Genomic DNA, 21797 nt, shown 5'->3' on the forward strand with positions numbered 1-21797 from the left:
GTATTGTACCGCGTGCGGCGCCCCGGTGCGGCATCTCGCCGCACGATGAACGGCGATCGGCCCCGATGCGCAGCTTTGTCACTTCTGCGGCTGCCCGGCGGGGCGTAAGATTGGGGTAAGAGGCAGCACTTATAGTATTTGGACTAACAAAAAAAGGAGACAGGCAATGACGGCGATCGAGTCAGTCATGCACGAACATCGTGTATTCCCGCCGGCGCCGGAGGTGTCGCAGCACGCCGCGATCGCCGGCATGGAGGCCTACCGCGCATTGGTCGCGGAGGCGGAACGTGATTACGAAGGATTCTGGGCGCGGCTCGCCCGCGAGGGGCTGACGTGGCAAAGCCCGTTCACGCAAACGCTGGATGAATCGCAGGCGCCGTTTTATCGCTGGTTCGCCGATGGCAAGCTCAATGCGTCCTACAACTGCCTGGATCGTCATATTGACGCTGGTCATGGCGATCGGACGGCGGTGATTTTCGAGGCCGACGACGGCGCGGTTCGCTCGGTCAGCTATCGTGCGCTGCGCGACGACGTTAGCCGGATGGCGAATGCCTTGAAGGCGCAAGGTGTCCGCAAGGGCGATCGCGTCGTGATCTATATGCCGATGTCGGTCGAGGGCGTGGTGGCGATGCAAGCCTGCGCGCGTATCGGTGCGACGCATTCGGTGGTGTTCGGCGGCTTCTCGTCGAAGTCGCTCAACGAGCGGATCGTCGATGCCAAAGCCGTCGCCGTGATTACCGCGGACGAGCAGGTACGCGGCGGCCGGACCTTGCCCTTGAAAGCGATCGTCGACGAGGCGCTGGCCGCGGGCGGCACCGACGCAGTACGGTCGGTGATCGTCTATCGCCGCACCGGTGGCGACGTGGCGTGGGATGCCAATCGTGACCTGTGGTTGCATGAGGTGATGGCGGCGCAATCGCCCGAGTGCGAGCCGGAATGGGTCGATGCCGAGCATCCGCTGTTCATCCTCTATACGTCGGGGTCCACCGGCAAGCCGAAGGGCGTGCAGCACAGCACGGCCGGTTATCTGTTGTGGGCGCTGCAGACGATGCGATGGTCCTTCGACATCAAGCCGTCCGACGTCTATTGGTGCACCGCCGATATCGGTTGGATCACCGGTCACAGCTACATCTGCTATGGCCCGACCGCGGCCGGGACCACGCAGGTCATTTTCGAAGGCGTGCCGACTTATCCGGACGCCGCGCGATTCTGGCGCATGATCGAAGCGCACAAGGTCAGCGTGTTCTATACGGCGCCGACGGCGATCCGTTCGCTGATCAAGTACGCCGATGCCGACAAGGCGGTGCATCCGCGGCAGTTCGATCTGTCGTCGCTGCGCATCCTCGGTACCGTCGGCGAGCCGATCAATCCGGAAGCCTGGATGTGGTACTACGAACAGGTGGGCGGCAGCCGTTGTCCGGTGATCGATACGTTCTGGCAGACCGAGACGGGCGGCCATGTGATCGCGCCGATGCCGGGCGCGACGCCCTTGGTGCCCGGTTCCTGTACCTTGCCGCTGCCAGGCATCGCCGCGGCCGTCGTCGACGAGACCGGTCAGGACGTGGCCGACGGACAGGGTGGGATTCTCGTCATCAAACGGCCCTGGCCAGCCATGTTGCGCACCGTCTGGGGTGATCCGGAACGTTTCAAGAAGAGCTATTTCCCGGAAGAGCTGGGCGGCACGCTGTACCTTGCCGGCGACGGCGCGGTACGCAATAAGGAGACCGGCTATTTCACGATCATGGGCCGGATCGACGATGTGCTGAATGTGTCGGGACATCGGATGGGCACGATGGAAATCGAATCGGCGCTGGTGTCGCATCCGCTGGTGGCAGAGGCCGCCGTGGTAGGGCGGCCGGACGACACGACCGGCGAGGCAATCGTCTCCTTTGTCGTGCTGAAGGGCGCCCGGCCAATGGGCGATGACGCGAAGGCCATCGCCAACGAATTGCGGGCCTGGGTCGGCAAGCAGATCGGACCGATCGCCAAGCCGAAGGACATCCGCTTCGGCGACAACCTGCCGAAGACGCGCTCGGGAAAAATCATGCGGCGCCTGCTGCGTGGCCTGGCAAAGGGCGAGACGGCCGTGCAGGATACGTCGACGCTCGAGAACCCGGCGATCCTGGAGCAACTCGGCGAGTCGGTCTGACGTGACGCCGTCGGGGCACATCCGCGCGGCGCAGGCCGCCCGGCAACACTGGCGCGTGTCGCTGGCGGCGACATCCGGCGTCCTGGCGCTGAGTGCGATCGTGTCCTTCGCGCCGCCCTTGTTGGTGCATTGGCTCGCGTCGTTCGCCGTCGATGTCACGGTGGCGGGTACGCCCTGGCCCTATTTCATCGGTGCCCAGGGGGCGGTGCTCGCCTTTGTGGTCCTGGTGATCGCCTATATCGTCATCATGTCGCGAGCCGATCGACGCTATCGCGATGCGTTGCGCGATGCGGCGGAGATGCCTGACGCGACAGCGGCGCACGGTGTTGAAGATCGCGATCGCACCGGTGATCGCGACTTCGAGTCCGGCACACAATGAGCCGCAGCGCGATCCTGGCGTTGCGATATGCCTGCTTCACGCTCGGCTTGTTCGGCTTCACCGGCGTGCTGTATCTGCTGGAACGCCGCTATGGCGGCGGCGCATGGATCGCCTATCTCTTTCTTTTTCTGACACTGGCCGTTTATGCGGTGATCGGGATGCTGTCCCGAACCTCGAATCCCCACGAATACTATCTCGCGGGCCAGCGCGTACCGGCTGTCTTCAATGGCATGGCGACCGCGGCCGATTGGCTGTCCGCCGCCTCCTTTATCGGTCTGGCCGGTTCCTTGTTCGCGACCGGCTATCAAGGGCTGGCCTATATCGTCGGTTGGACCGGCGGCTTTTGCCTCGTGGCGGTGCTGCTCGCGCCGTATGTGCGCAAGATGTCGCGCTACACCATCCCCGATTTCCTGGCGAGCCGCTACGACAGCGGTGCGGTACGCATCATCGCCGTCGTGGCGACGATGCTCTGTTCCTTTGTCTATCTGGTTGCGCAGATTCAGGGCGTGGGCCTCATTGCCGCGCACTTCATCGGCGTCGATGTCAGTGTCGGGATCGTCTTCGGTCTGGCGGGGATCCTCGTCTGTTCTTTCCTCGGTGGCATGCGCGCAGTGACGTGGACGCAAGTCGCGCAATACGTGATTCTGATCGTCGCGATGTTGTTGACGGTGTCTCTCGTCGGGCACCGCGCCGGGCTGGGCTGGGTGCCGCAGTTGCACTACGGTCAGGTCTATCAGCGCGTGGCCGCCTTGGAAGCGGATCTGCGCAATGGAAGCGGACGCGGTGCCGGAGAGCCGCAGGCCCGGGCCGCCTATCGGCGCGCCGCCGATGTCCTGCAGCAGGAAATCGATGGTTTGCCGGCAAGTTGGACCGCGCAAAAACAGCGGCGCATGCAGGCGGTGACGGCGGCTCGCGAGCGCAATGCATCGCTGCGGGAAATCGGCGGCCTGCAACAGTTTCTCGATGCCTTGCCGGCGAGTCCGGAGCAGGCACGTCGGACGTGGGCACGGGAGCGTGATGCCTTGCTGCGGCAGGCGCAAGCGCCGGCCTCGACGCGGGTGGGGCGGCCGGACGCCAGCGGCGACAGCGAACGGCCGCGTGGCGGTGCCGATACGATCAATTTCATCGCGCTGGTGATGTCGCTGACATTGGGCACCGCGAGTCTGCCGCATATCCTGACCCGGTACGCGACCGCGCCGAACGTCGGTTCCGCGCGCAGCGCCGTCGGATGGACGCTGTTTTTTATCAGCCTGTTTTACCTGAGCGTGCCGGTATTGGCGCTGCTGGTGAAGCTGGCCTTGATGGAAAGCCTGCCGGGACGATCGCTCGCCCATCTGCCTGACTGGATTGTGCAATGGCAGCAGGCCACACCGCCGACGCAACCGCTGGTTCGCGTCGACGACCTGCTGCACGACGGCATATTGCACTGGGCCGGACTCGCCATGCAGCCGGATATGGTCGTGCTGGCGGCCCCGGAGATCGCGGGCCTGCCGTATGTGATCACAGGCTTGATTGCGGCCGGTGCGCTCGCCGCTGCGTTATCGACGGCCGACGGGCTCTTGCTTACTATCGCCAATGTCCTGTCGCACGATGTCTATTACAAGCTGCTGGCGTCGCGCAGCAGTGCGCATCGACAAGTGATGTTGTCGAAGTTTCTATTGCTCGGGGTCGCGCTGGCGGCTGCATGGTTGGCGTCGATGAATGGCGGCGACATCCTGTTCATTGTGGGCGCGGCCTTTTCCCTCGCGGCATCCGGCCTGTTTCCAGCCTTGGTGCTAGGTGTGTTCTGGGAGCGGATGACGACGCGCGGCGCGGTGGCGGCAATGGTCGCGGGACTCGCGGTCTGCGTCTACTATCTTTTCCGCGCCCATCCGAGCTTCGCCCATGTGCTGCACCTCGCACCTCAGACGTGGTTCCGCGTTGCGGCGGGCAGCGCCGGCGTATTCGGCGTGCCGGTGGGATTCGTCGTCGGTATCGCGGCAAGCCTGTGCGATACGCCACCAGGCGAGGTCATGCGCGAACGCGTGCGTTGGATGCGGCTGCCTTGATGGCATTTGCTTTGGCATTGGCATTGGCATTGGCATTGGCATCAGCTTAGGCGTAGCCGCTTCGTCGCGTTTCGGAAAAAACAACGCTTGAGTCGACGCGAGCTTAATGCTTGCGCCCGCGCCCGGGCTTAGCGTGGTTCGTCATCGACAAAGACGTAATGCGGCTGCGTGATGTCGTCGTGTCGCGTTATCCATTCCGCGTACGATTCCTGCAAGATCTTGGGAGAGGCTTTCGCCGCGTGCAAGGCGAAGAGATCGCAGCCTACCCACGCCTTTTGTACCCCCGTGGATAGATATTCGAAGGCGAGCGGAACACTCAGGTTCTTTTCGACGCGCAACGCATCGCAATACCAATCGAATCGCATTCGAGAGCATTCGGTGTGGGCCGAATCGATCGCTTGGGCGAAAAGGCGTTTTTGCCCAACGATGACAGTAATGGGCGTAACGTGACAAGACGTTGCGCCACTGTTGACGACCAGGGATCGATGGATGTCGCCAACCAGACTGTCCCGCGCGAGGCTGTCGAGCGATCGTACAAAATCGGTGATGCTGGGATGAAGCTTCAGATGTAATGCGGGATGTTTCGTATTTTCATTATCGACGATATCGACGAAATAACGTTCGAACGAGGGCGTGCCTTGCTCGCCTAGCCGGTTCGCGTATAAGAAGAAATACGGCGTTTCTTTCGCGGTTTTGATATCGATAAGCGTTGCCAAGTAATCGGGAAGGCCAGCCAGATGACCTTTCAGTCCGTGTGGACGCGTGGGCGTTGTCGCATCGTGCCCGTGCCCCGGATTCGATAATGTGACGGTTGACACCGTTGGGCTATCGTTTTCGTGTGCCTGTCGTGAAATCATGCAATCAGCCGCCGAGGTTTGATCGATGCTTTCCGGCAGGTCATACGCCGGGAGGTAGGCGTTGTAGCGCGTGCATAGCAAGTTATATTGCGTGCGAAATTCCATGATGCACCTGATCGATGGGGACGATGAGGCAGTGTCGAACGAAAGGGATGGCGACGTGCGAGCGGGGACGAAGACGGGTAAGTAGAGCCGACCCTTACGGTGGCGGAAACGGTGGCACGCCTACCGATGTCCGCATGCGGCATGCTAGGGCCTGTGCGTTTGAGTCGATGGTCGCATGGGGCGGCCATCTCGAAAAGCGGCTGAAATGGCCGCGTGGTATGGGACGATTAGTCCGTCTCGAACCCGATCGCCATTTGCGTGTCGGGAACCGCCCGTCGCGCCCGGGCGCGATTAAGGGGATCGCGCGAAGGCGGGACGCGTTTTACCGCTTGCGCGGCCGACTGCGCAACGTTGCCGTCGCGTGACGCGTTGTCGTTGATGCTAAGGTTATGCTCCGCTCCTCGCTCGCCTTCGAGCGTCAGCGGCGCCGCCATCGGCAACGGCAGGATATCGAGCCCCGGCTGTTTGAACGCGCGACGCAGGATCGCATAGGCGTCGCGATCGAAGATCGGCGGCGGGGCGCCTTCGACGATACGACGCAAGGCGCGCGGCTCGTCGGTGCTGCCGAGATAACACCAGTTGTCGACCACATGCCATTGCGTGAAACCGCTGTGATGGCGTTCGGCGAATGCGATCGCGCCGTCATGGGGCCAGCGCGCGATCAGCAGCGGCGCCAAGGCCTCGCGGACACGCGCCGCGTGTTCGCGTGCGGACTCTTGTCCGATGCAGGCGCCACGACAGCGCTGCGTCGGATAGGCGCTGCAGGGCGTACCCGGCTTGCTGTTTTCAAGACCTAGCGTGACGGCGCACAACGCATACTCATCGGCGATCTTGCGCAGCCGACTTTCCGCGCGAGCACGCGAATCGAACATGCCGTACAGATCGCCAGTGTGACCGAAATCGCGTTCCTGCAGCGTCGTCAAGCGCGGCACCGGCATGTCGTCCGGGAAATGCCATGCACAGAGCGCACCGCGGCGCGACACGCGGTTGTAAGGCGGCGTGTGTCGTTTGAGCAGTTGCGCTTCGAGCAATTGCGCACCGATATCGCCGGCGCACAGTCGGTGTTCGATGCGTGCTACTTCGCGGGCGAGTCGAATGTCCGGACTTTCCGCCGCCGGCGCCGCGTGCGCGGACTTCACCACCGCACTCAGCGCGCTGCCCGACGCGGCGGCCGCCGCGGAGGGCGCGACAGTCCGGCCTTTAGCGCGCGGCGTTCCCGAGAAGTGGAGGCCCACGCGTTGGCGCAAATCCGTCGCGCGGCCGACAAAGAGCGGCTGTCTCGCAGGCGGCTTGCCATGCAGCAGATACACGCCGGGAAGCGACGGTACCGCGTCGAGCGCGTCGGCATCGAGCCCGGATGGAAAGCTCGCATGACGCGTCAGCGCCTTGATCGCCCGCGCGATGACGTCCGCCGCCATCTGCTGGTGAATATGCTGCCAGAACTGCCACAGCAGATCGGCATCGGCGAGGGCGCGGTGCCGCCCCCTCGGGATCAGCTGAAACCGTTCGATCAATGCGTCGAGGCCATGCTTGCGCAGCGCCGGATAGAGTGTGCGCGACAGACGGACGGTGCACAGCGTATCGGCGCGGAATGTCAGCCCGGCGCGCTTGAAAGACTGCTTCAGAAAGCCGAAATCGAATCCGGCGTTGTGGGCGACGAACAGCTTGCCTTCCAGCCGCGCGAACAGCCCGGGAGCCAGCGAGGCGAACACCGGCTGCCCGCGCACCATGGACTCGGAGATGCCCGTCAACTGCTGGATGAAGGGCGGAATCGGCTGCTCCGGATCGACCATCGCGGTCCATTCGTGGACGCCGTCGGGGCCTACTTCCAGCACGCCGATTTCGGTGATGCGGTCGTTCAGCGGATCCGAGCCGGTGGTTTCCAAATCGACGAAGACCAGGGGGCGCGCCATCGAGGCGAGCAGAGCCTGCGCATCGGCGGTCGAGGGTCGGGTGCCGGACGACGACAAGGAAAAAGGCGCCGATGCCGGCGTGGGCACCGTATCCGATGCGGGCGACGCCGGCAGGTCCGCCTTCATCGCACGCTCGCGTCCTGGTATGTCGCTGTGGGCGCGCTCGCGGCGCCGGCTGTTTGCGCCTGCTGCGCCAGCGCTTGTTCGACCGCGGCCAGCACGCGGTGGGTGAAGTCGAGATTGCCGGCGACGAATATTTCCGCTTCCGGGCCGGTCTCGCGCGTCACGAACAGCTTATGCCGCATGTTTTGGAAGCGGTAGGTCAGGTAACTGACGACCGCGAGCATCACGCCCAGCGCGCAGGCCGGAGAGTTGCGGATCATTGCGCCATAGGCCCCGACGCCGATCCCGGCGAGCAGGATGATGATCGCGAAGCGCAAATGCGGCTTATCGACGAACAGGCGCACCGATTTCACGCCGACCAGGCTTGCCGGTGTGCCATAGGCGACAATGCGCGTCGTGCTGACGCTGACCTCGCCTTCCTGGAAGAACGGCGGCGTGGTATCGACGGGGGCGCGGCCGCGCGGGCCCGGAGCGGGCGGCGTGGGGCGGGAGAGCGGCGACGCTTCAGGCGTGCCGGGCGCTGCGGATTCAGACATAGGACGAGCGATCACTCAATACAAGGAACTGCCGAAGGATAGCAATATCCTGCGAGCATTGTGCCCATAATTTGCGCAACGATTGACATAACCCCACGTTCGAAACGGTCCCTTTCCCCGCCCTCAAGCCCCAGCGACGGGCGTGGGCACCGCGGTGAGCGACGACATGCCGCGCTCCGGCACCGATGCCGGCAGCGGTACCGGCGCGCCGGAGCGACGCAGCAACTCGCGCAGCGCAACGATGACCGGGAAGTATTCGTTGTTCATATCGCCGCCTTGCCGGTCATACGCCGCTTGCTCCGCCTCGACGATCCAACGATCCTCGCTGAAGATGCGATCGGTGAACCACACCAGCAGCGGCCAGGCGATGTCGAGCAGAAAGCCCGGCTTCGGCCGTTTGATCGACAGCAGACCGAATGTCCGATTGGACTTCTGCGCCGCGTCCACCGGGACGTAGTTGATCCACAGGTCCATCACCTTGCTGCCGTCCGACTTGTGGATGCACAGCGTCTGGTAGGGATACTGCGTCCGGATGGTCATGACATCCTTGTGCTGATCGGCGGCCCCTTTGGTCTTCGCCTCGGACGTCTGCGCCGTCTCGTCGTTGGCCGCCGGCCGGGTGTTGGCCTGGTCGGTCTTGCGGCGTTCGCCGAACACCAGCGCCTCGCCGATCGGTTGCTTGCCGCCGATGCGCGCGAAGGTGTAGTCGACCTCGACCCAGTCGCTGCCGGCGCGTCGATCGACGACGCGGGCGCGCATCTGCCCCATCTGCTTGCGATGCAGGAACTGATGGTTCATATCCATCAGGTTCTCGTGCATGAAGGAGTAGTGGCAGCGCACCGTTTCGCCGAATCGGCGCGTCTTGTAGGCCGGGTCCGAACCATGTGCCAGCGCCTGCGTCAGTGCGGCGAATTGCGCCTCCGCCTCCGCGCTGACGGGCACCGGCGGCGGTTCCGCCGCACTGCGCCCGTCGGCGCGCTTTGCCGGTGTGACACGGTTTGCCGGATTGACCGCGCCGTCTTCGATCTCGTCCGCCGATTGCGACGACACGGCCGTGCCCACGGCGCTGTCGCGCAGGTCGCGGATGGGAATTGTCACGGCCGTGGCCTGGGCGCCGCCGGATACGCCAGTCGCGGCCGGACAGGCCTGCGCCGTGGCACCGGGTTGCGGCTGCTGGGCGCCGACGGTGTCGGCGCAGTGGACCAGGATCAAACCGGCCAGCTCGCGGCAGGGGTAGGCGCGCACGCCATTCGGCCGGCGCTCGCGGCCTAGATAAGGAATATCGACGCAATGGCCGCCACGGTCATAGGTCCAACCGTGATAGCCGCATTTCAACGTGTCGCCTTCGACGACGCCGGCATGCAAGGGCACCTGGCGGTGGGCGCAGCGGTCGAAGAGTGCATGGACGGCGCCGCTTTCACCACGGAACAGGACGATCGGCACGCCACCGAAATGGACGCCAATGGCCTTGCCCGGTTTCAGCTCACGCGACCAGGCCAGCGGATACCACTGGTTCGGATCGATGGCGACTCGGCGCAGATCGCGCGGCACATCGGCAGCGAGGGATTCGGCCGACGGCGTCGATGCCTGCGGTGCCGGGGATAGCTCGGCTGCAGGCGCTACTGCCAGCGAGGGGCCCTGCGAGGATACGTGGGTACGCGACGGTACGATCATGAACGCGGAGCTCCGGGGCGTCGAGGAGGCAGAGGACACGGCATCGCGCATCCCCACGGGCCTCCAGTCTAGCGGAGTCCGCCGTTCATTGCCGCGCGCCAAATGGCACGCGGCACTTTTTTGCGCGTCTAGCGGCGCATCAACGCGCGCTCATCGGCAGCGGCGGCGTGTTGAGCAGCCGCTGCGACAGGCGTTCCGCCTGATCGCGATCAGGCGTCATATGGACGTCGGTACCAAAAGCTTTTTCCAATTGCGGCGTGTCGATCCGCATCATCACGCGCCGGGAAGGGTCCGCCTCGATAACGATCACGGCCCGGCAGCACGCGCCGAATGCCTCGTGATACGCCTTGTACCACTTCAAGGGACCGCCGAGACGGGTTTTCCGATCGCCGGGCATATCGGTCACGAACAGGACAAAGGGCGTGTCCATGTCGAGCAGCGCGGCCGTATCGTCATGCCAGCGTTGCGGGTCGGCACTGAACAAATGCGACCAATCCAGCGTGACGTAGGGAAAAGATTGCGTGTCGTAGCAAACGAGGGTGGGGCAGGCAAGCGGGGCAAAAGACTGCATCTGACGATCCTTTCAGTCTCGTCCGGTTCGCGTCTTTTCAACGTCTGGGGGCGCTGTCAGGTCTGTCGGCCTGGGTAAAGGACATCGGGCAGGACGACAGGGCGGGGCAGGGATTCAGGCGGTGCTGCGTCGCAAACGTGCCGAGGAGGGTAGAAACACGTTCCGAGGGCGGCGTATGTCCCTCGGGTTTCCCCCTAGCTCGGTCCGGACCACGCCGCAAGAATGCTATTTTCAGTAAGGAATTACCAGCACACCCAGCGCAATGATCTTTTGCATTTGTTACCGGGTAAATAACTTGACCCGCACACCCTCTTTGTGCTTGCCGAGTCAATAATCCTGTGCGTGGTTCTGTTGCGCGAACAGGGTCCAGCTGGCGATGAACAGCGCCGCGATCAGCGGCCCGATGACGAAGCCATTGATCCCGAACAGCGCCATGCCGCCCAATGTCGAGATCAGTACGACCCAGTCGGGCAGTTTGGTGTCCTTGCCGACCAGCAACGGCCGCAGCAGATTGTCGGCCAGGCCGATGACGAATACGCAAAAGAGCAGCAGAATGATGCCCTTCCAGACATGCCCGGTGGCAAACAGCAGGATGGCGGCCGGACCCCAAACCAAGGCCGCGCCGATGGCGGGCAGCAAGGAAAGGAACGCCATCAGCACGCCCCAGAGCAGCGAGCCCTCGATACCCAAGATCAAGAAGATTATGCCGCCGAGGCCGCCCTGGACGAGTGCGACGACGATATTCCCTTTGACCGTGGCGCGCACGACCGTCGTGAATTTCTGCAGCAGATGGGTTTTGTGCGATTCGTCGAACGGCAAGGCATGCCGAATCATCCGTCCGATCTGCCGGCCGTCGCGCAGCAGGAAGAATACGAGATACAGCATGACGCCGAAGCTGACGACGAACTGGAACGTATTCTGGCCGACACTGAGCGCCTGGGCCGCCAGGAACTGGCTGATCTGGGCGGCGCCCGCCGTCAGTTTCGTTTGCAGGTCACTGAAATCGGTCAGGCCGTAGCGTGCCAGCAGATGCTGTGCGGATTGCGGCAGCGCGGCGATGATCTGCTGAAAATACGAGCCGAAATTCAACTGCCCCTGCTGAATCCGTTGGTAGATCGAGGCGACTTCCTGGATCAGCGTTACGGTGACCAGTGCCAACGGCAGAATCACGAGTAGCAGAATGAAGGCCAGTGTCACCAGTGCGGCGAGGTTTTGCCGATGGTTGAACTTCAATAGCAGCCAACGCTGTACCGGCTGAAACATCAAGGCCAGGATCGCCCCCCAGAACACCGCGCTGAAGAAAGGCCAGAGCACGAAGCCGAGGCCGAGCGTCACGATGGCTAAAAGGATGTGAAACGACTTTTCGTAGATCCGGCGGTTGTTCATTCAAAAATGCCTGCTGGGTTAGACGGCCTGCCAATGCGGGGTGACGATGGGCAGGCGCCTACCGCGCAATTCCTGTTCCACTCGCTTCAATCAGCTTACACGAGCGTTGCGGTAAATGCGCATCCAGCGGGGGAAAGGCGCGGAAACGGACGGCTTGTTACCGCAGCGGACCGTCGATCGCTTTTTCATTGCTCCGGCAGATAAGATGCGGGCGCCGGTTCAGCGCCGCGGCGTGCGTCCGCCCAGCGCCAGCGGCCGGGCGCCGTCGTCGAATTCGAGGGGATCGATGATGCTGGCGACTTCGCGAATCACGGCGGCCAGCGAGGTCGCGCCGAACTTCGTCTTGATATTGGCGCGGTAGACGTCGACGGTCTTGGCGCTGATGTCCATTTCCGCGGCAATGCGCTTGCTCGCCTTGCCATCGATCAGTCCGATCAATACTTGCTGCTCGCGCGGCGTCAGTTGCGCATAGCGCCGGCGCAGCGCGTCCTGGCGACGGCTGCGCTGCTGCAACGTCGCCGCCATTTTCAGCGCGCGTTGGACGCGCTCGATCATTTCCTGCGAGTTATACGGCTTCTCGACGAAATCGATGGCGCCATTCTGCAGCGCGCGAACCGACATCGGGATATCGCCATGACCGGTTACGAAGAGCGTCGGCATGGCGACGTCGGCGTCGCGCAGCGCTTCCTGCAGATCGAATCCACTCATCTCCGGCATTCGCACATCCAGCACGAGACAGGCAGGGCGATGGCGATCGAACTGTTCCAAAAACACCCGCGCGCCGGAAAAACCGACCGCTTCGATATGCACCGAGGCCAGTAGCCAGGCGAGCGACGCGCGCATATCGTCGTCGTCGTCGACGATGTAGACGATCGGCGCGGCCGTTTCAGTCGATGGCGAGTTACGTCCGGGAGCACTCCCGTTTGCCGAGCGGATGTCGAACATGGTGACGGACGTCGAGATGAGCAAAAAAAGGGGCGTATCGGAAATCACATTACGCGCTCGGACCGTGGGGCAAGCGTGCCATGTTCGGTGAACGATATCACGCGTCGTGCATCGAAAAAAATTGAAACGCGCCCGATTCCGGGTCGATCCCGATATGCCATCGACGCGACGCCCGCAAGACGACAGCGGTACTAAAGATTTCTTTATCGATCAGCAGGATTTTAAGAATTACCGCCAAAAAAAAGCCCCCCTAGACTGAGCCGAGGCTGCTATTTCCGTTTGCGCGGTCTTCCCTCTCCGGCATCTCGATAAGGATTGTCTTCACCATGACTCGCAAGCTCGCCGCTGCAAAGTTGGCATCGTTCGTTTCATCGGCTGCCGTGCTGGCCGGCCTGTCGTTTCCTGCCGCGGCGCAAGTGAAGGTGGGCGTCATCACGTCGTCTACGGGGCCGACCGCTCTGGTCGGCATCCCGCAACGCAACACCGTCGCCTTGCTGCCGTCGAAGATCGGCAATCTGACGGTCAGCTATATCTCGCTGGACGATGCCAGCGATCCGACCGCATCGGTGACGGATTTCAAGAAACTGCTGTCCGAAGACAAAGTGGACGCGATCATCGGGCCGACCGGTTCGCCGAATGCGACGGGCGTGATTCAATTCGCGGCCGAATCGGGCACGCCGATGTTCGCGCCGGTGGGAACCGCCGCCGTCGTCCTGCCGATGACGCCGCAGAAGAAGTGGGTCTACAAGACCACGCAGAACGACGATCTGGTCGCAAAAGCGCTGGTCGATCACATGGTGCAGACGCATGTGAAGACGGTGGGCTTCATCGGCTTGAACGATCCGTTCGGTGAGAACTGGTTCAAGGTCTTCTCCGGGCTCGCGCAGTCTCATGGCATCCAGATCGTCGATAACGAACGCTATCAGCGTGCCGACAATTCGGTGACGGGCCAGGCGCTGAAACTGGTTTCCGCACGACCCGACGCCGTCCTGATCGCGGCGCCCGGCGGCGCCAGCGTTCTGCCCGAAACGACGCTGGTCGATCTTGGCTACAAGGGGAAGTTTTACCAGACGCACGGCGCCGCGCTGGATGCCTTCCTGAAGTTGGGTGGCCGCAAGGTCGAAGGCACGATCCTGGCGGCGAGCCCGATGCTGGTGCTCGACGAGATTCCCGACAGCAATCCGTCAAAGGCAGTGGCGCAACGCTATATCGACGCGTACAAGAAGCTGTACGGCCAGGTACCCGCGACCTTCGGCGCGAATGTCTACGATGCCGGTTTGCTGCTCGAACGGACGGTGCCGATCGCGGAGAAGGCCGGTGCGCCCGGTACGCCGGCGTTTCGCAAGGCTTTGCGAGATGCGCTGGAAAACGTGCATGACCTCGTCGCCACGCAAGGGGTCTACAACATGACGCCGGACGACCATAGCGGCTTCGACAATCGCGGCGTCGTGATGATCACGGTGAAGAACGGCAAGTGGGCCTTGCTGAAGTAGTGTTCCGAGAGTAAGGCTTCATGAACGCACAAATCTTGATGATTCTCGGCCAGGACAGCCTGACCAACGGCGCGATCTATGCGTTGCTGGCCGTGTCGATCCTGCTCGTGTTCAGTGTGACGCGGGTGCTGTTCATCCCGCAGGGCGAGTTCGTCGTCTACGGCGGCTTGTCGATGGCGGCGATGCAGAACGGTCGCCCGCTGTACGCGGTCTGGCTGCTGGCGGTGCTGTCCGTGCTGTCCGTCGTCGCCGATGTCGTGGCACGGCGTCGGCACCAGGGCGCGTGGTCGCTGCGCCGCGGCGAGGTCGCGCAACTGGTGTATCCGTTCGCGCTCGCGGGCGTGCTCGCGCTGTTGCCGCTGGCCGCCTTGCCGACCTGGGCGCAGGCGATCGTCGCACTCTCCGTGATCGCACCGATGGCGCCGCCGATGTATCGGGTGTTTTATCAACCGCTCGCCGATGCGTCGGTGCTGACCTTGATGATCGTCTCGATCGCCTTGCATATCGCGCTGGTCGGCCTGGCCTTGCTGCTGTTCGGACCGGACGGGTCACGCACGACGACCTTTGTCGATGTACCGCTGTCGCTGGACGGCATCAATCTCGATAGCCAGGCGGTGCTGGTCATCGTGCTGGCGGGCTTGCTGATGGTGGCGATTCACCAGATGTTCGAGCGCACGCTCTACGGCAAGGCCCTGCGGGCGGTGGCGTTCAATCGCATCGGTGCGCGTTTGATGGGGATCTCGCCGGTGTTCGCCGGCAAGGCCGCGTTCTTTCTCGCGGCTGTCATCGGCGTGCTCTCCGGCGTCGTCATCGCGCCGTTGACGACCCTGTATTTCGATTCGGGATTCCTGATCAGTCTGAAGGGCTTCGTCGGCTCGATCATCGGCGGTCTGGTGAGCTATCCGGTGGCGGCGGCCGGTGCCATCGTCGTCGGTCTGATCGAGGCGTTCGCATCGTTCTGGGCTAGCCCCTACAAAGAGATCATCGTCTTTACCTTGATCATTCCGGTATTGCTGTGGCGTTCGCTGAAACATGCGCCGCTCGAGGAGGAACATTGATGGCGCGCGTATTGGATGCCGCGTCGACGGCCGCTTCTCGCAAGAAAAATCGCTTCGGTCGCGTGCGTGGCGCGAGCGTCGTACTGGCCGGTGCGATTCTGTTGTCGGCGCCGCAGTGGATGCCGCCGTTCTATATCACGTTGCTGAACTACATCGCGCTTTATGCACTGGTCACCGTCGGCGTGATCCTGTTGACGGGCGTGGCGGGCTTGACCAGTTACGGACAGGCGGCCTTCGTCGGTATCGGCGCCTACACGACCGCGGTGTTTACGACGCAGGCGGCCGCCATGCCGGCGTGGCTCGCCTGGATCGGCGCATCGCCCTGGTTGACGCTATGCGCCGGCTGGTGCCTCACGGCGGCGGTGGCATGGATCCTGGGGCGCGCGACCTTGCGCCTGTCCGGGCATTTCCTGCCGCTCGGAACGATTGCCTGGGGATTGAGTCTGTATTTTTGCTTCGGGGCCTTGCCGATGCTCGGCGGCAATACCGGTATTGCAAACATTCCGCCGATTCATCTGGCCGGCATGAGCCTGGGCGATGGGCGGCATCTCTACTACCTGATCTGGATCTTCCTCGCGCTGGGCATGTGGGCCGTGCGCAATTTGCTGCACTCGCGGGAAGGCCGTGCGATCCGCGCGCTACGAGGCGGCGTCGTGATGGCCGAAGCGATGGGCGTCGATACGCCCCGCGCGAAGATGACCGCTTTCCTGATCGCGGCCTTGCTGGCGAGCGCCTCGGGCTGGCTTTATGCGCATATGCAGCAGTTCGTGAATCCGGTGCCGTTCAATATCCAGGCCAGCATCGATTATGTCTTCATGGCAGTGGTGGGAGGCGCCGGGCAGGTCTGGGGGGCGCTGATCGGCGCGGCGGTGATCACCTTGCTGAAGGATGTGCTGCAGGACGTGATGCCGCGTCTTCTGGGGCAAAACGAAAACGTCGAGACGATCGTGTTCGGGTTGGCGATGGTGCTGATTCTGCATCACGCACGCGATGGCGTTTTGCATGCCGGCGCGCGGCTGTGGCGCGCGATCCAGCATCGCGCGCGTACCGGCGCGGCGCCAGGCACCCACGGTGCGAACGCCGAGGCGATCGGGCGTGCGGCCTCAGGCACGTCGGCGCAGGGTGCCGATGCTGCGAGCGAGACGCCGCACGCAGCCCGTCGCGCCGTCGAGTCGGACCTGGCCGACCATGCGGGTGTGGCGCAGGCCGCGCCGCTGCCGCGCAGACCGCTGCCGCCACGCGGTGAAACGGTATTGGTCGCCGCCGATGTGACACGCCGTTTCGGTGGCCTGGTTGCAAACGATGCGATGAACCTGAGCGTCGCTACGGGCGAGATCCTGGCTTTGCTGGGGCCGAACGGCGCCGGTAAAAGTACGATGTTCAATCAGATCTCCGGCGTCGATACGCCGACCAGCGGTCAGGTGCTATTTCGCGGCACGCAGGTGGCCGGGCGCGGCGCGCGGCAGATCGCGCGTCTGGGCATGAGTCGGACGTTCCAGCATGTCCGATTGCTGCCGAAGATGTCGGTGCTGGAAAACGTCGCGCTGGGCGCGCATACGCGCGGCGTCGCCGGCATCGTTCGCGCGGTGCTCCGGCTGGATCGCGAGGAAGAGCGTCGCTTGCTCGCCGAGGCGGCGCGGCAGCTGACGCGCGTGGGTTTGGGGGCCTATCTGTACGAGGAAGCGGGCGCGCTCGCGTTGGGGCAGCAGCGCTTGCTGGAGATCGCGCGCGCATTGGCGTCGGATCCCTGCGTCTTGCTGCTCGACGAACCGGCTGCCGGTCTGCGTTATCACGAAAAGCAGGCGCTCGCGGCGTTGTTGTCGACGCTGCGTGACGAAGGTCTGGCGATTTTGATCGTCGAGCACGATATGGAATTCGTGATGAATCTGGTGGACCGCGTCATCGTCATGGAGTTCGGCAAGAAGATCGCCGAAGGCACGCCGACGCAGATCCAGGACGATCCGGTCGTGCAGCGCGCGTATCTGGGAGACGGCGACGAATGAATGCCACGTTGAAATCGATGGAAGCGGCATCGCCGCCGCACCGCGTCGCCGCCATGCCGGATGCGGCCCCGGTCATGTTGCAGACCGAGGCCTTGAATGTCCGTTATGGCAAGGTTCGCGCGGTCGAGGACGTGTCGGTCCAAGTGCGCCGCGGGCAGATCGTGACGGTGATCGGGCCGAACGGGGCGGGCAAGACCACCTTGTTGTCGGCGTTGATGGGGCTGCTGCCGTCACAGGGCGGCATCACGCTGTCCGGTAAGCACCATGCGCATCCGGATGTGCAGGACATGGTGGAGGCGGGGATGAACCTCGTGCCGGAAAAGCGCGAGCTGTTCGTCGAGATGTCGGTCGAGGACAATCTGGTGCTGGGCGCGTTTCATCGACGCCGTCGCGGACATCGCGACCATGCTCAGGATCTGGAGGAGGTCTATACCTTGTTTCCGCGTTTGCGCGAGAGGCGCCAGCAATTGACCGGCACGCTCTCCGGCGGCGAGCGTCAGATGGTCGCCATCGGTCGTGCCTTGATGGGGCGCCCGGCGCTGTTGATGTTGGACGAGCCGAGCCTGGGTCTCGCGCCGTTGATCGTCAAGGAGATCTTTCGCATCGTCGAGACGTTGCGCGAGCGCGGCGTCTCGATCCTGCTGGTCGAGCAGAACGCGCGCGCGGCCTTGCGCGTTGCCGACTATGCCTATGTGCTGGAAATGGGCCGCGTGACGGTAGAAGGGCCCGCGCAAGACGTCGCGGCCGATCCGCGCGTGATGCATATCTATCTCGGAAAATCCGGGGCGGGGAAAGGCAGCGATGGCGCGACTCCCGCGGTATTGGCGCCATGACTGCCATCGATACGATAAGGGCCGGGTCCCACGCCGATGGCGCGGTGCCGCCGTGGCGCATCACGGTGATCGGGGCGGGCGCGATCGGCGGGGCATTGGCGGTGCGCCTCGCGGCGGCCGGTCATAAGGTCAGTGTGCTGGCACGCGGCGCGACGCTGGCGGCCTTGCGCGAAGGGCCGGCATCGCTGACCGATCTCGACGGCGCGCATCGCGCCTATCTGGATGTCTACGATAGCGACGTCGCACCCGACGCCGACCATGCCGACGGTGAAGAGGGCGCGGCGGCAATCGGCCCGCAGGATCTCGTTATACTCGCTGTGAAGGCTCAGTCGCTGACGGCGCTCGTGCCGATGCTGGCATCGCTGGTCGGCCCGAACACGCGCGTGATGCCGGCGGTGAATGGCGTGCCGTGGTGGTATTTCCACGGCATGGGCGCGGCGCCCGATGGCGGCGATCGTATGGGTGGCGCCGCGGCCATGGGGGCGATCACCGCGCTGGATCCGAGCGGCCTCCTCGAAGGCGTGGTTCCCGCCGCGCAGATCGTCGGCACCGTGGTCTATATGACCGGCTACGTCGCCTCCGCGGGAGCGTATGTGGCGAACAATCCGCATCGCCTGATCATTGGCGACATTGTGGAAGGCGCGGGTGAGCACACGATCGACGGCCCCGGTGCCAGTGTGTCCGCATTGGCCGCGATGTTCCGCGATGCCGGCATCGCCACGGAATGTAGTCCGGATATCCGCACGGCGCTGTGGGCCAAGCTGGCCGGCAATCTGACGTCGAACCCGTTGTCGGTGCTGACCGGCGCCACGCTGGCGCAGATTTATGGCGAAGCCACGCTGCTGTCGACGGTACGACCGATGTTGCAGGAAATTCGGACGCTGGCAAACGCGCTGTCGGTACAACTGCCGTTCGACGATGCCGCGTTTCTGGCCCGCTGTCGCGGCATGGGCGCGGTCAAGACGTCGATGTTGCAGGACGCCGAGCGCGGTCGGCCGTTGGAACTTGCGGCCATCGGCGATGCCGTGCTGGAATTGGCTGCACGCGTCGATGTCCCGATGCCAGTGACCGCGTCGATTCTCGGCCTGGTCCGCCATCGCGTGGGGTCTCCCACGCCGTATTGAATGACCGACGACCCTCTTGATAAACGTTAGATAAGCGAGCCCCTATGAACGACGCGACACACGGCCTGTCTCCCGAAGGATTCGGACGGCCGGCGCATATCGATGCGACCGAATGGGCCCTCCGGGAACAGCTGACACATTTCTATCATCTGGTCGATTACCTCGGCTGGACCGAGCTGATCTTCAACCACATCTCCGTGCGTGTACCGGGACCCGAGGGACATTACCTCGTCAATCCCTTCGGTTTGAATTACAGCGAAGTGACGCCGGATAATCTGCTGAAGGTGGATCTGAACGGGGCGTTGGTCGTGCCATCCGAGTACCCGGCCAATCCGGCGGGCTTCGCCTTGCACAGCGCCATTCACGGCGCGCGGGAGGACGTGCAATGCATCGTCCACACGCATACGACGCCGGTCTCCGCGATCGCGTTGAAGCAGGGCGGTTTCCGGCATGACGATTTCTACGGCGCACAGCTGTTCGGCCGCGTCGCGTATCACGCGTTCGAGGGCATCACCTTGTTTGTCGAGGAGAAGGATCGGATGCTGGCGAGCCTGGGGGGCAAGCACGTGCTCGTGCTGCGCAATCACGGCGTGGCGGTCTGCGAGAAAGACATTCCGGGCACCTTCATGCTGCTGTGGACGGTACAGCGCGCAGCCGAAATCCAATGTCAGGCCGGCGCATTGCCCGGACCGGATGTCGCGTTGGAGGATTCGATTAAAACGCGCTGCGCCGACCTGGCCGCGCAGTTGATCCAGAACGATCGCTTCGCGATCAAGTTGTTCGATGCCACCGTGCGCAAGATGCAGGCGGCGCGCCTTAGTCGGGGCGCGTGAGCGGCAGGGAGAAGCCGAAGGTGGTGCCGTGCGGCTGGTGCGGTTCGGCCCAGACATCGCCTTCGTGACGCGCGATGATATTCCGGCATACAGACAGGCCTAAACCGTTGCCGGTCGGCTTTGTCGTGAAGAATCCATCGAATATCCGGCTTTGCACGTGCGGGCCAAGCCCCACGCCCATATCCGATACCGTCAGTTGCGCGCGCTCGCCGAGGAGGGCGGTCTGAATCGTCAGCACGCGATGCTTCTGTTTCAGATCGCGCATCACTTCCATCGCGTTGAACGAGAAATTCAGGATGACCTGGCCGATCAACACTTTCTCGCAACGCACAGGCAACGCCCGCTCCTCCAGTCGCGTTTCGATGCGCACGCCTTCATCGCGCGCGCGCAGACGCAGGAAGTAATAGACGTCGTTGACTACGGCGTTCAGATCGATGACTTCGACGACCTGTTCCAGTTTGACGACATAATCGCGCACGCTCTTGATGATGCTGGTCGCGCGCTCCATTTGTTTCATCGCATTCTGCATGCCCCATATCACGTCTGGCGCCGGCGTCGTGCCAGCCTGCAGTCGCAACATGCCGCCTTCGATGAAGTTGCGCGCCGAGGCCAGGGGCTGACTCAGTTCGTGTGACAGCGTCATCGCCATTTCGCCCATGGCGTTATAGCGCGCCATGTATTCCAGCGATCGTTCGTTGAGGCGCGCCGCTTCCTGTTCTGCGACCTGTTCCGTGACATCGCGGAAATGCAGCAGGATGCCGCGCCATTCCTCATCCAGCGTCACGTGTCGGCAGGTGGCGTCGTGCCAACGGACGCTGCCGTCGCGCATCACGGCGCGATAGCGGAAAGTAGGCGGAGTCTCGCCCTCGGCGGCTTGCGCGAGGCGACGTGTCAGCAGCAGGGAATCCGATTCGGCGCCTAGCGAGAAGAAGTTCTCCGGTTCCGGATCGTCGGCTTTCAACCCCAGCAGGGGGCGCGCCGACTCGCTCAAATAGTGGATGGTGCCGTCGGCATCGAGTAAGGCGATGCCTTCGGTCAGATCATGCATGAATTCCTTGAGGCGACTTTCCAGCCGTCGCAGATCCTGCTCGATGCGCTGTTCGGCTGCAATATCCCGAAATTGCACCATGACGACATCGCGGTCGTGCAGCGCCACACGCGTGGCCACGGCTTCGGACAAGATCTCCGTGCCGTCCTTCGCGCGATACGGCCATTGCACGATGCTCTCGCCTTTTTCCACGGCATCGTCCAACCAGCGCCGACCCACTTCGCGACGGTACTTTTCCTCGTTGCGTGTCATGTCCGGCGCTTTCAGCGGCAACAATTCCTCGACGGTAAAGCCGAGTGCCGTGCAGGCGGCTGCATTGGCCCAAAGGATGTCCTTGCTGACCGCATCGTGCAACAGGATGCAGGTTTTCAGGGATTGCAGCATCGCCAGGCGATCGCTGTCTTGCAGGGCGAATGTCATCGGCTTCCGGGGTGCGTGATACGGCACGGTCGTGGGCGGCGCGTGCGGCTTCCTGCTGCAGCCTGTCTCGTTGTGTCGCGGCGTCGATGGGGGGCATCGCAGCGTTTTCTGGAATGATAGCGCGAAAAAACGGTGATTCCGACATCGCGCGATGCAGTGGGCGGTGGCTTTCATCGCATGCGCCACGCTGTCGGGCAGGCGCATTGGGGAAATCTTTAGTGTCACTGCACGCTTTCTTTACCGCGCGCAGCACAGTCCCAATTGTTCCGGATTTATGGCATTTCTACACTCGGAGTTAT

Annotated in this window: 17 protein-coding genes; 9 read left to right on the forward strand and 8 right to left on the reverse strand. The window is 63.3% G+C overall.

The genetic code is table 11. From position 1 onward, the window contains the following. Nucleotides 1–166: 166 nt before the first annotated feature. From acs to ABEG21_RS06620, 3 genes are read left to right on the forward strand one after another with little or no spacing between them, the layout of a single operon-like run. Complete coding sequence (gene acs, locus ABEG21_RS06610) at nt 167–2149, forward strand: acetate--CoA ligase (protein WP_347556420.1); 1983 nt, start codon at nt 167–169, stop codon at nt 2147–2149. 1 nt (nt 2150) lies between these two features. After that, nucleotides 2151–2528 carry a DUF4212 domain-containing protein gene (locus ABEG21_RS06615; RefSeq protein ID WP_347556421.1) on the forward strand — a complete coding sequence of 126 codons (378 nt, stop codon included), beginning with the start codon at nt 2151–2153 and terminating at the stop codon, nt 2526–2528. Continuing rightward, nucleotides 2525–4576 (forward strand): VC_2705 family sodium/solute symporter, encoded by a 2052-nt coding sequence (locus ABEG21_RS06620; RefSeq protein WP_347556422.1) that lies wholly within the window; start codon nt 2525–2527, stop codon nt 4574–4576. The genes ABEG21_RS06615 and ABEG21_RS06620 overlap by 4 nt, the downstream gene beginning before the upstream one ends. Before the next feature lie 128 nt (nt 4577–4704). Here the strand turns inward: ABEG21_RS06620 and ABEG21_RS06625 are convergent, their stop codons facing one another. The 7 genes from ABEG21_RS06625 to ABEG21_RS06655 all read right to left on the reverse strand — a co-directional run bounded on the left by ABEG21_RS06625 (nt 4705) and on the right by ABEG21_RS06655 (nt 12686). Further along, entirely contained in the window at nt 4705–5538 is an 834-nt protein-coding gene (locus ABEG21_RS06625; RefSeq protein ID WP_347556423.1) for a YopJ family acetyltransferase, read from the reverse strand. A gap of 227 nt (nt 5539–5765) precedes the next feature. Further along, complete coding sequence (locus tag ABEG21_RS06630; protein ID WP_347556661.1) at nt 5766–7451, reverse strand: exonuclease domain-containing protein; 1686 nt, start codon at nt 7449–7451, stop codon at nt 5766–5768. Between the two features lie 122 nt (nt 7452–7573). Further along, complete coding sequence (locus tag ABEG21_RS06635; RefSeq protein WP_347556424.1) at nt 7574–8110, reverse strand: DUF6232 family protein; 537 nt, start codon at nt 8108–8110, stop codon at nt 7574–7576. A 123-nt stretch (nt 8111–8233) separates the two neighbouring features. Further along, complete coding sequence (locus ABEG21_RS06640) at nt 8234–9784, reverse strand: Rieske 2Fe-2S domain-containing protein (RefSeq protein WP_347556425.1); 1551 nt, start codon at nt 9782–9784, stop codon at nt 8234–8236. Between the two features lie 139 nt (nt 9785–9923). Then, entirely contained in the window at nt 9924–10355 is a 432-nt protein-coding gene (locus ABEG21_RS06645; RefSeq protein ID WP_347556426.1) for a hypothetical protein, read from the reverse strand. A gap of 327 nt (nt 10356–10682) precedes the next feature. Next, nucleotides 10683–11741, reverse strand: a complete 1059-nt coding sequence (locus ABEG21_RS06650) for an AI-2E family transporter (protein WP_347556427.1) — start codon at nt 11739–11741, stop codon at nt 10683–10685. A gap of 219 nt (nt 11742–11960) precedes the next feature. Further along, on the reverse strand, nt 11961–12686 hold the full coding sequence (locus ABEG21_RS06655) for a response regulator (RefSeq protein WP_347556428.1): 726 nt from the start codon (nt 12684–12686) through the stop codon (nt 11961–11963). Nucleotides 12687–13012: 326 nt separating this feature from the next. On the opposite strand from ABEG21_RS06655, the gene ABEG21_RS06660 reads away from it, so the two are divergent. From ABEG21_RS06660 to ABEG21_RS06685, 6 genes are all read left to right on the forward strand, one after another. Then, on the forward strand, nt 13013–14179 hold the full coding sequence (locus tag ABEG21_RS06660) for an ABC transporter substrate-binding protein (RefSeq protein ID WP_347556429.1): 1167 nt from the start codon (nt 13013–13015) through the stop codon (nt 14177–14179). A gap of 20 nt (nt 14180–14199) precedes the next feature. Further along, nucleotides 14200–15237: a branched-chain amino acid ABC transporter permease gene (locus ABEG21_RS06665; RefSeq protein ID WP_347556430.1), complete on the forward strand. Its 1038-nt coding sequence runs from the start codon at nt 14200–14202 to the stop codon at nt 15235–15237. Then, nucleotides 15237–17240 (forward strand): branched-chain amino acid ABC transporter ATP-binding protein/permease, encoded by a 2004-nt coding sequence (locus tag ABEG21_RS06670; RefSeq protein ID WP_347556431.1) that lies wholly within the window; start codon nt 15237–15239, stop codon nt 17238–17240. Before ABEG21_RS06665 ends, ABEG21_RS06670 begins: the two co-directional genes overlap by 1 nt. 74 nt (nt 17241–17314) lie before the next feature. Then, entirely contained in the window at nt 17315–18073 is a 759-nt protein-coding gene (locus ABEG21_RS06675) for an ABC transporter ATP-binding protein (RefSeq protein ID WP_347556662.1), read from the forward strand. Then, entirely contained in the window at nt 18070–19197 is a 1128-nt protein-coding gene (locus tag ABEG21_RS06680; RefSeq protein ID WP_347556432.1) for a 2-dehydropantoate 2-reductase, read from the forward strand. Before ABEG21_RS06675 ends, ABEG21_RS06680 begins: the two co-directional genes overlap by 4 nt. Nucleotides 19198–19241: 44 nt before the next feature. Then, nucleotides 19242–20030, forward strand: a complete 789-nt coding sequence (locus ABEG21_RS06685) for a class II aldolase/adducin family protein (RefSeq protein WP_347556433.1) — start codon at nt 19242–19244, stop codon at nt 20028–20030. On the opposite strand, the gene ABEG21_RS06690 is transcribed toward ABEG21_RS06685, so the two are convergent. Continuing rightward, complete coding sequence (locus tag ABEG21_RS06690; protein WP_347556434.1) at nt 20014–21498, reverse strand: PAS domain S-box protein; 1485 nt, start codon at nt 21496–21498, stop codon at nt 20014–20016. The genes ABEG21_RS06685 and ABEG21_RS06690 overlap by 17 nt on opposite strands. Nucleotides 21499–21797 lie beyond the last annotated feature (299 nt).

It is taken from the genome of Robbsia sp. KACC 23696 (assembly GCF_039852015.1).
GTDB lineage: Bacteria > Pseudomonadota > Gammaproteobacteria > Burkholderiales > Burkholderiaceae > Robbsia.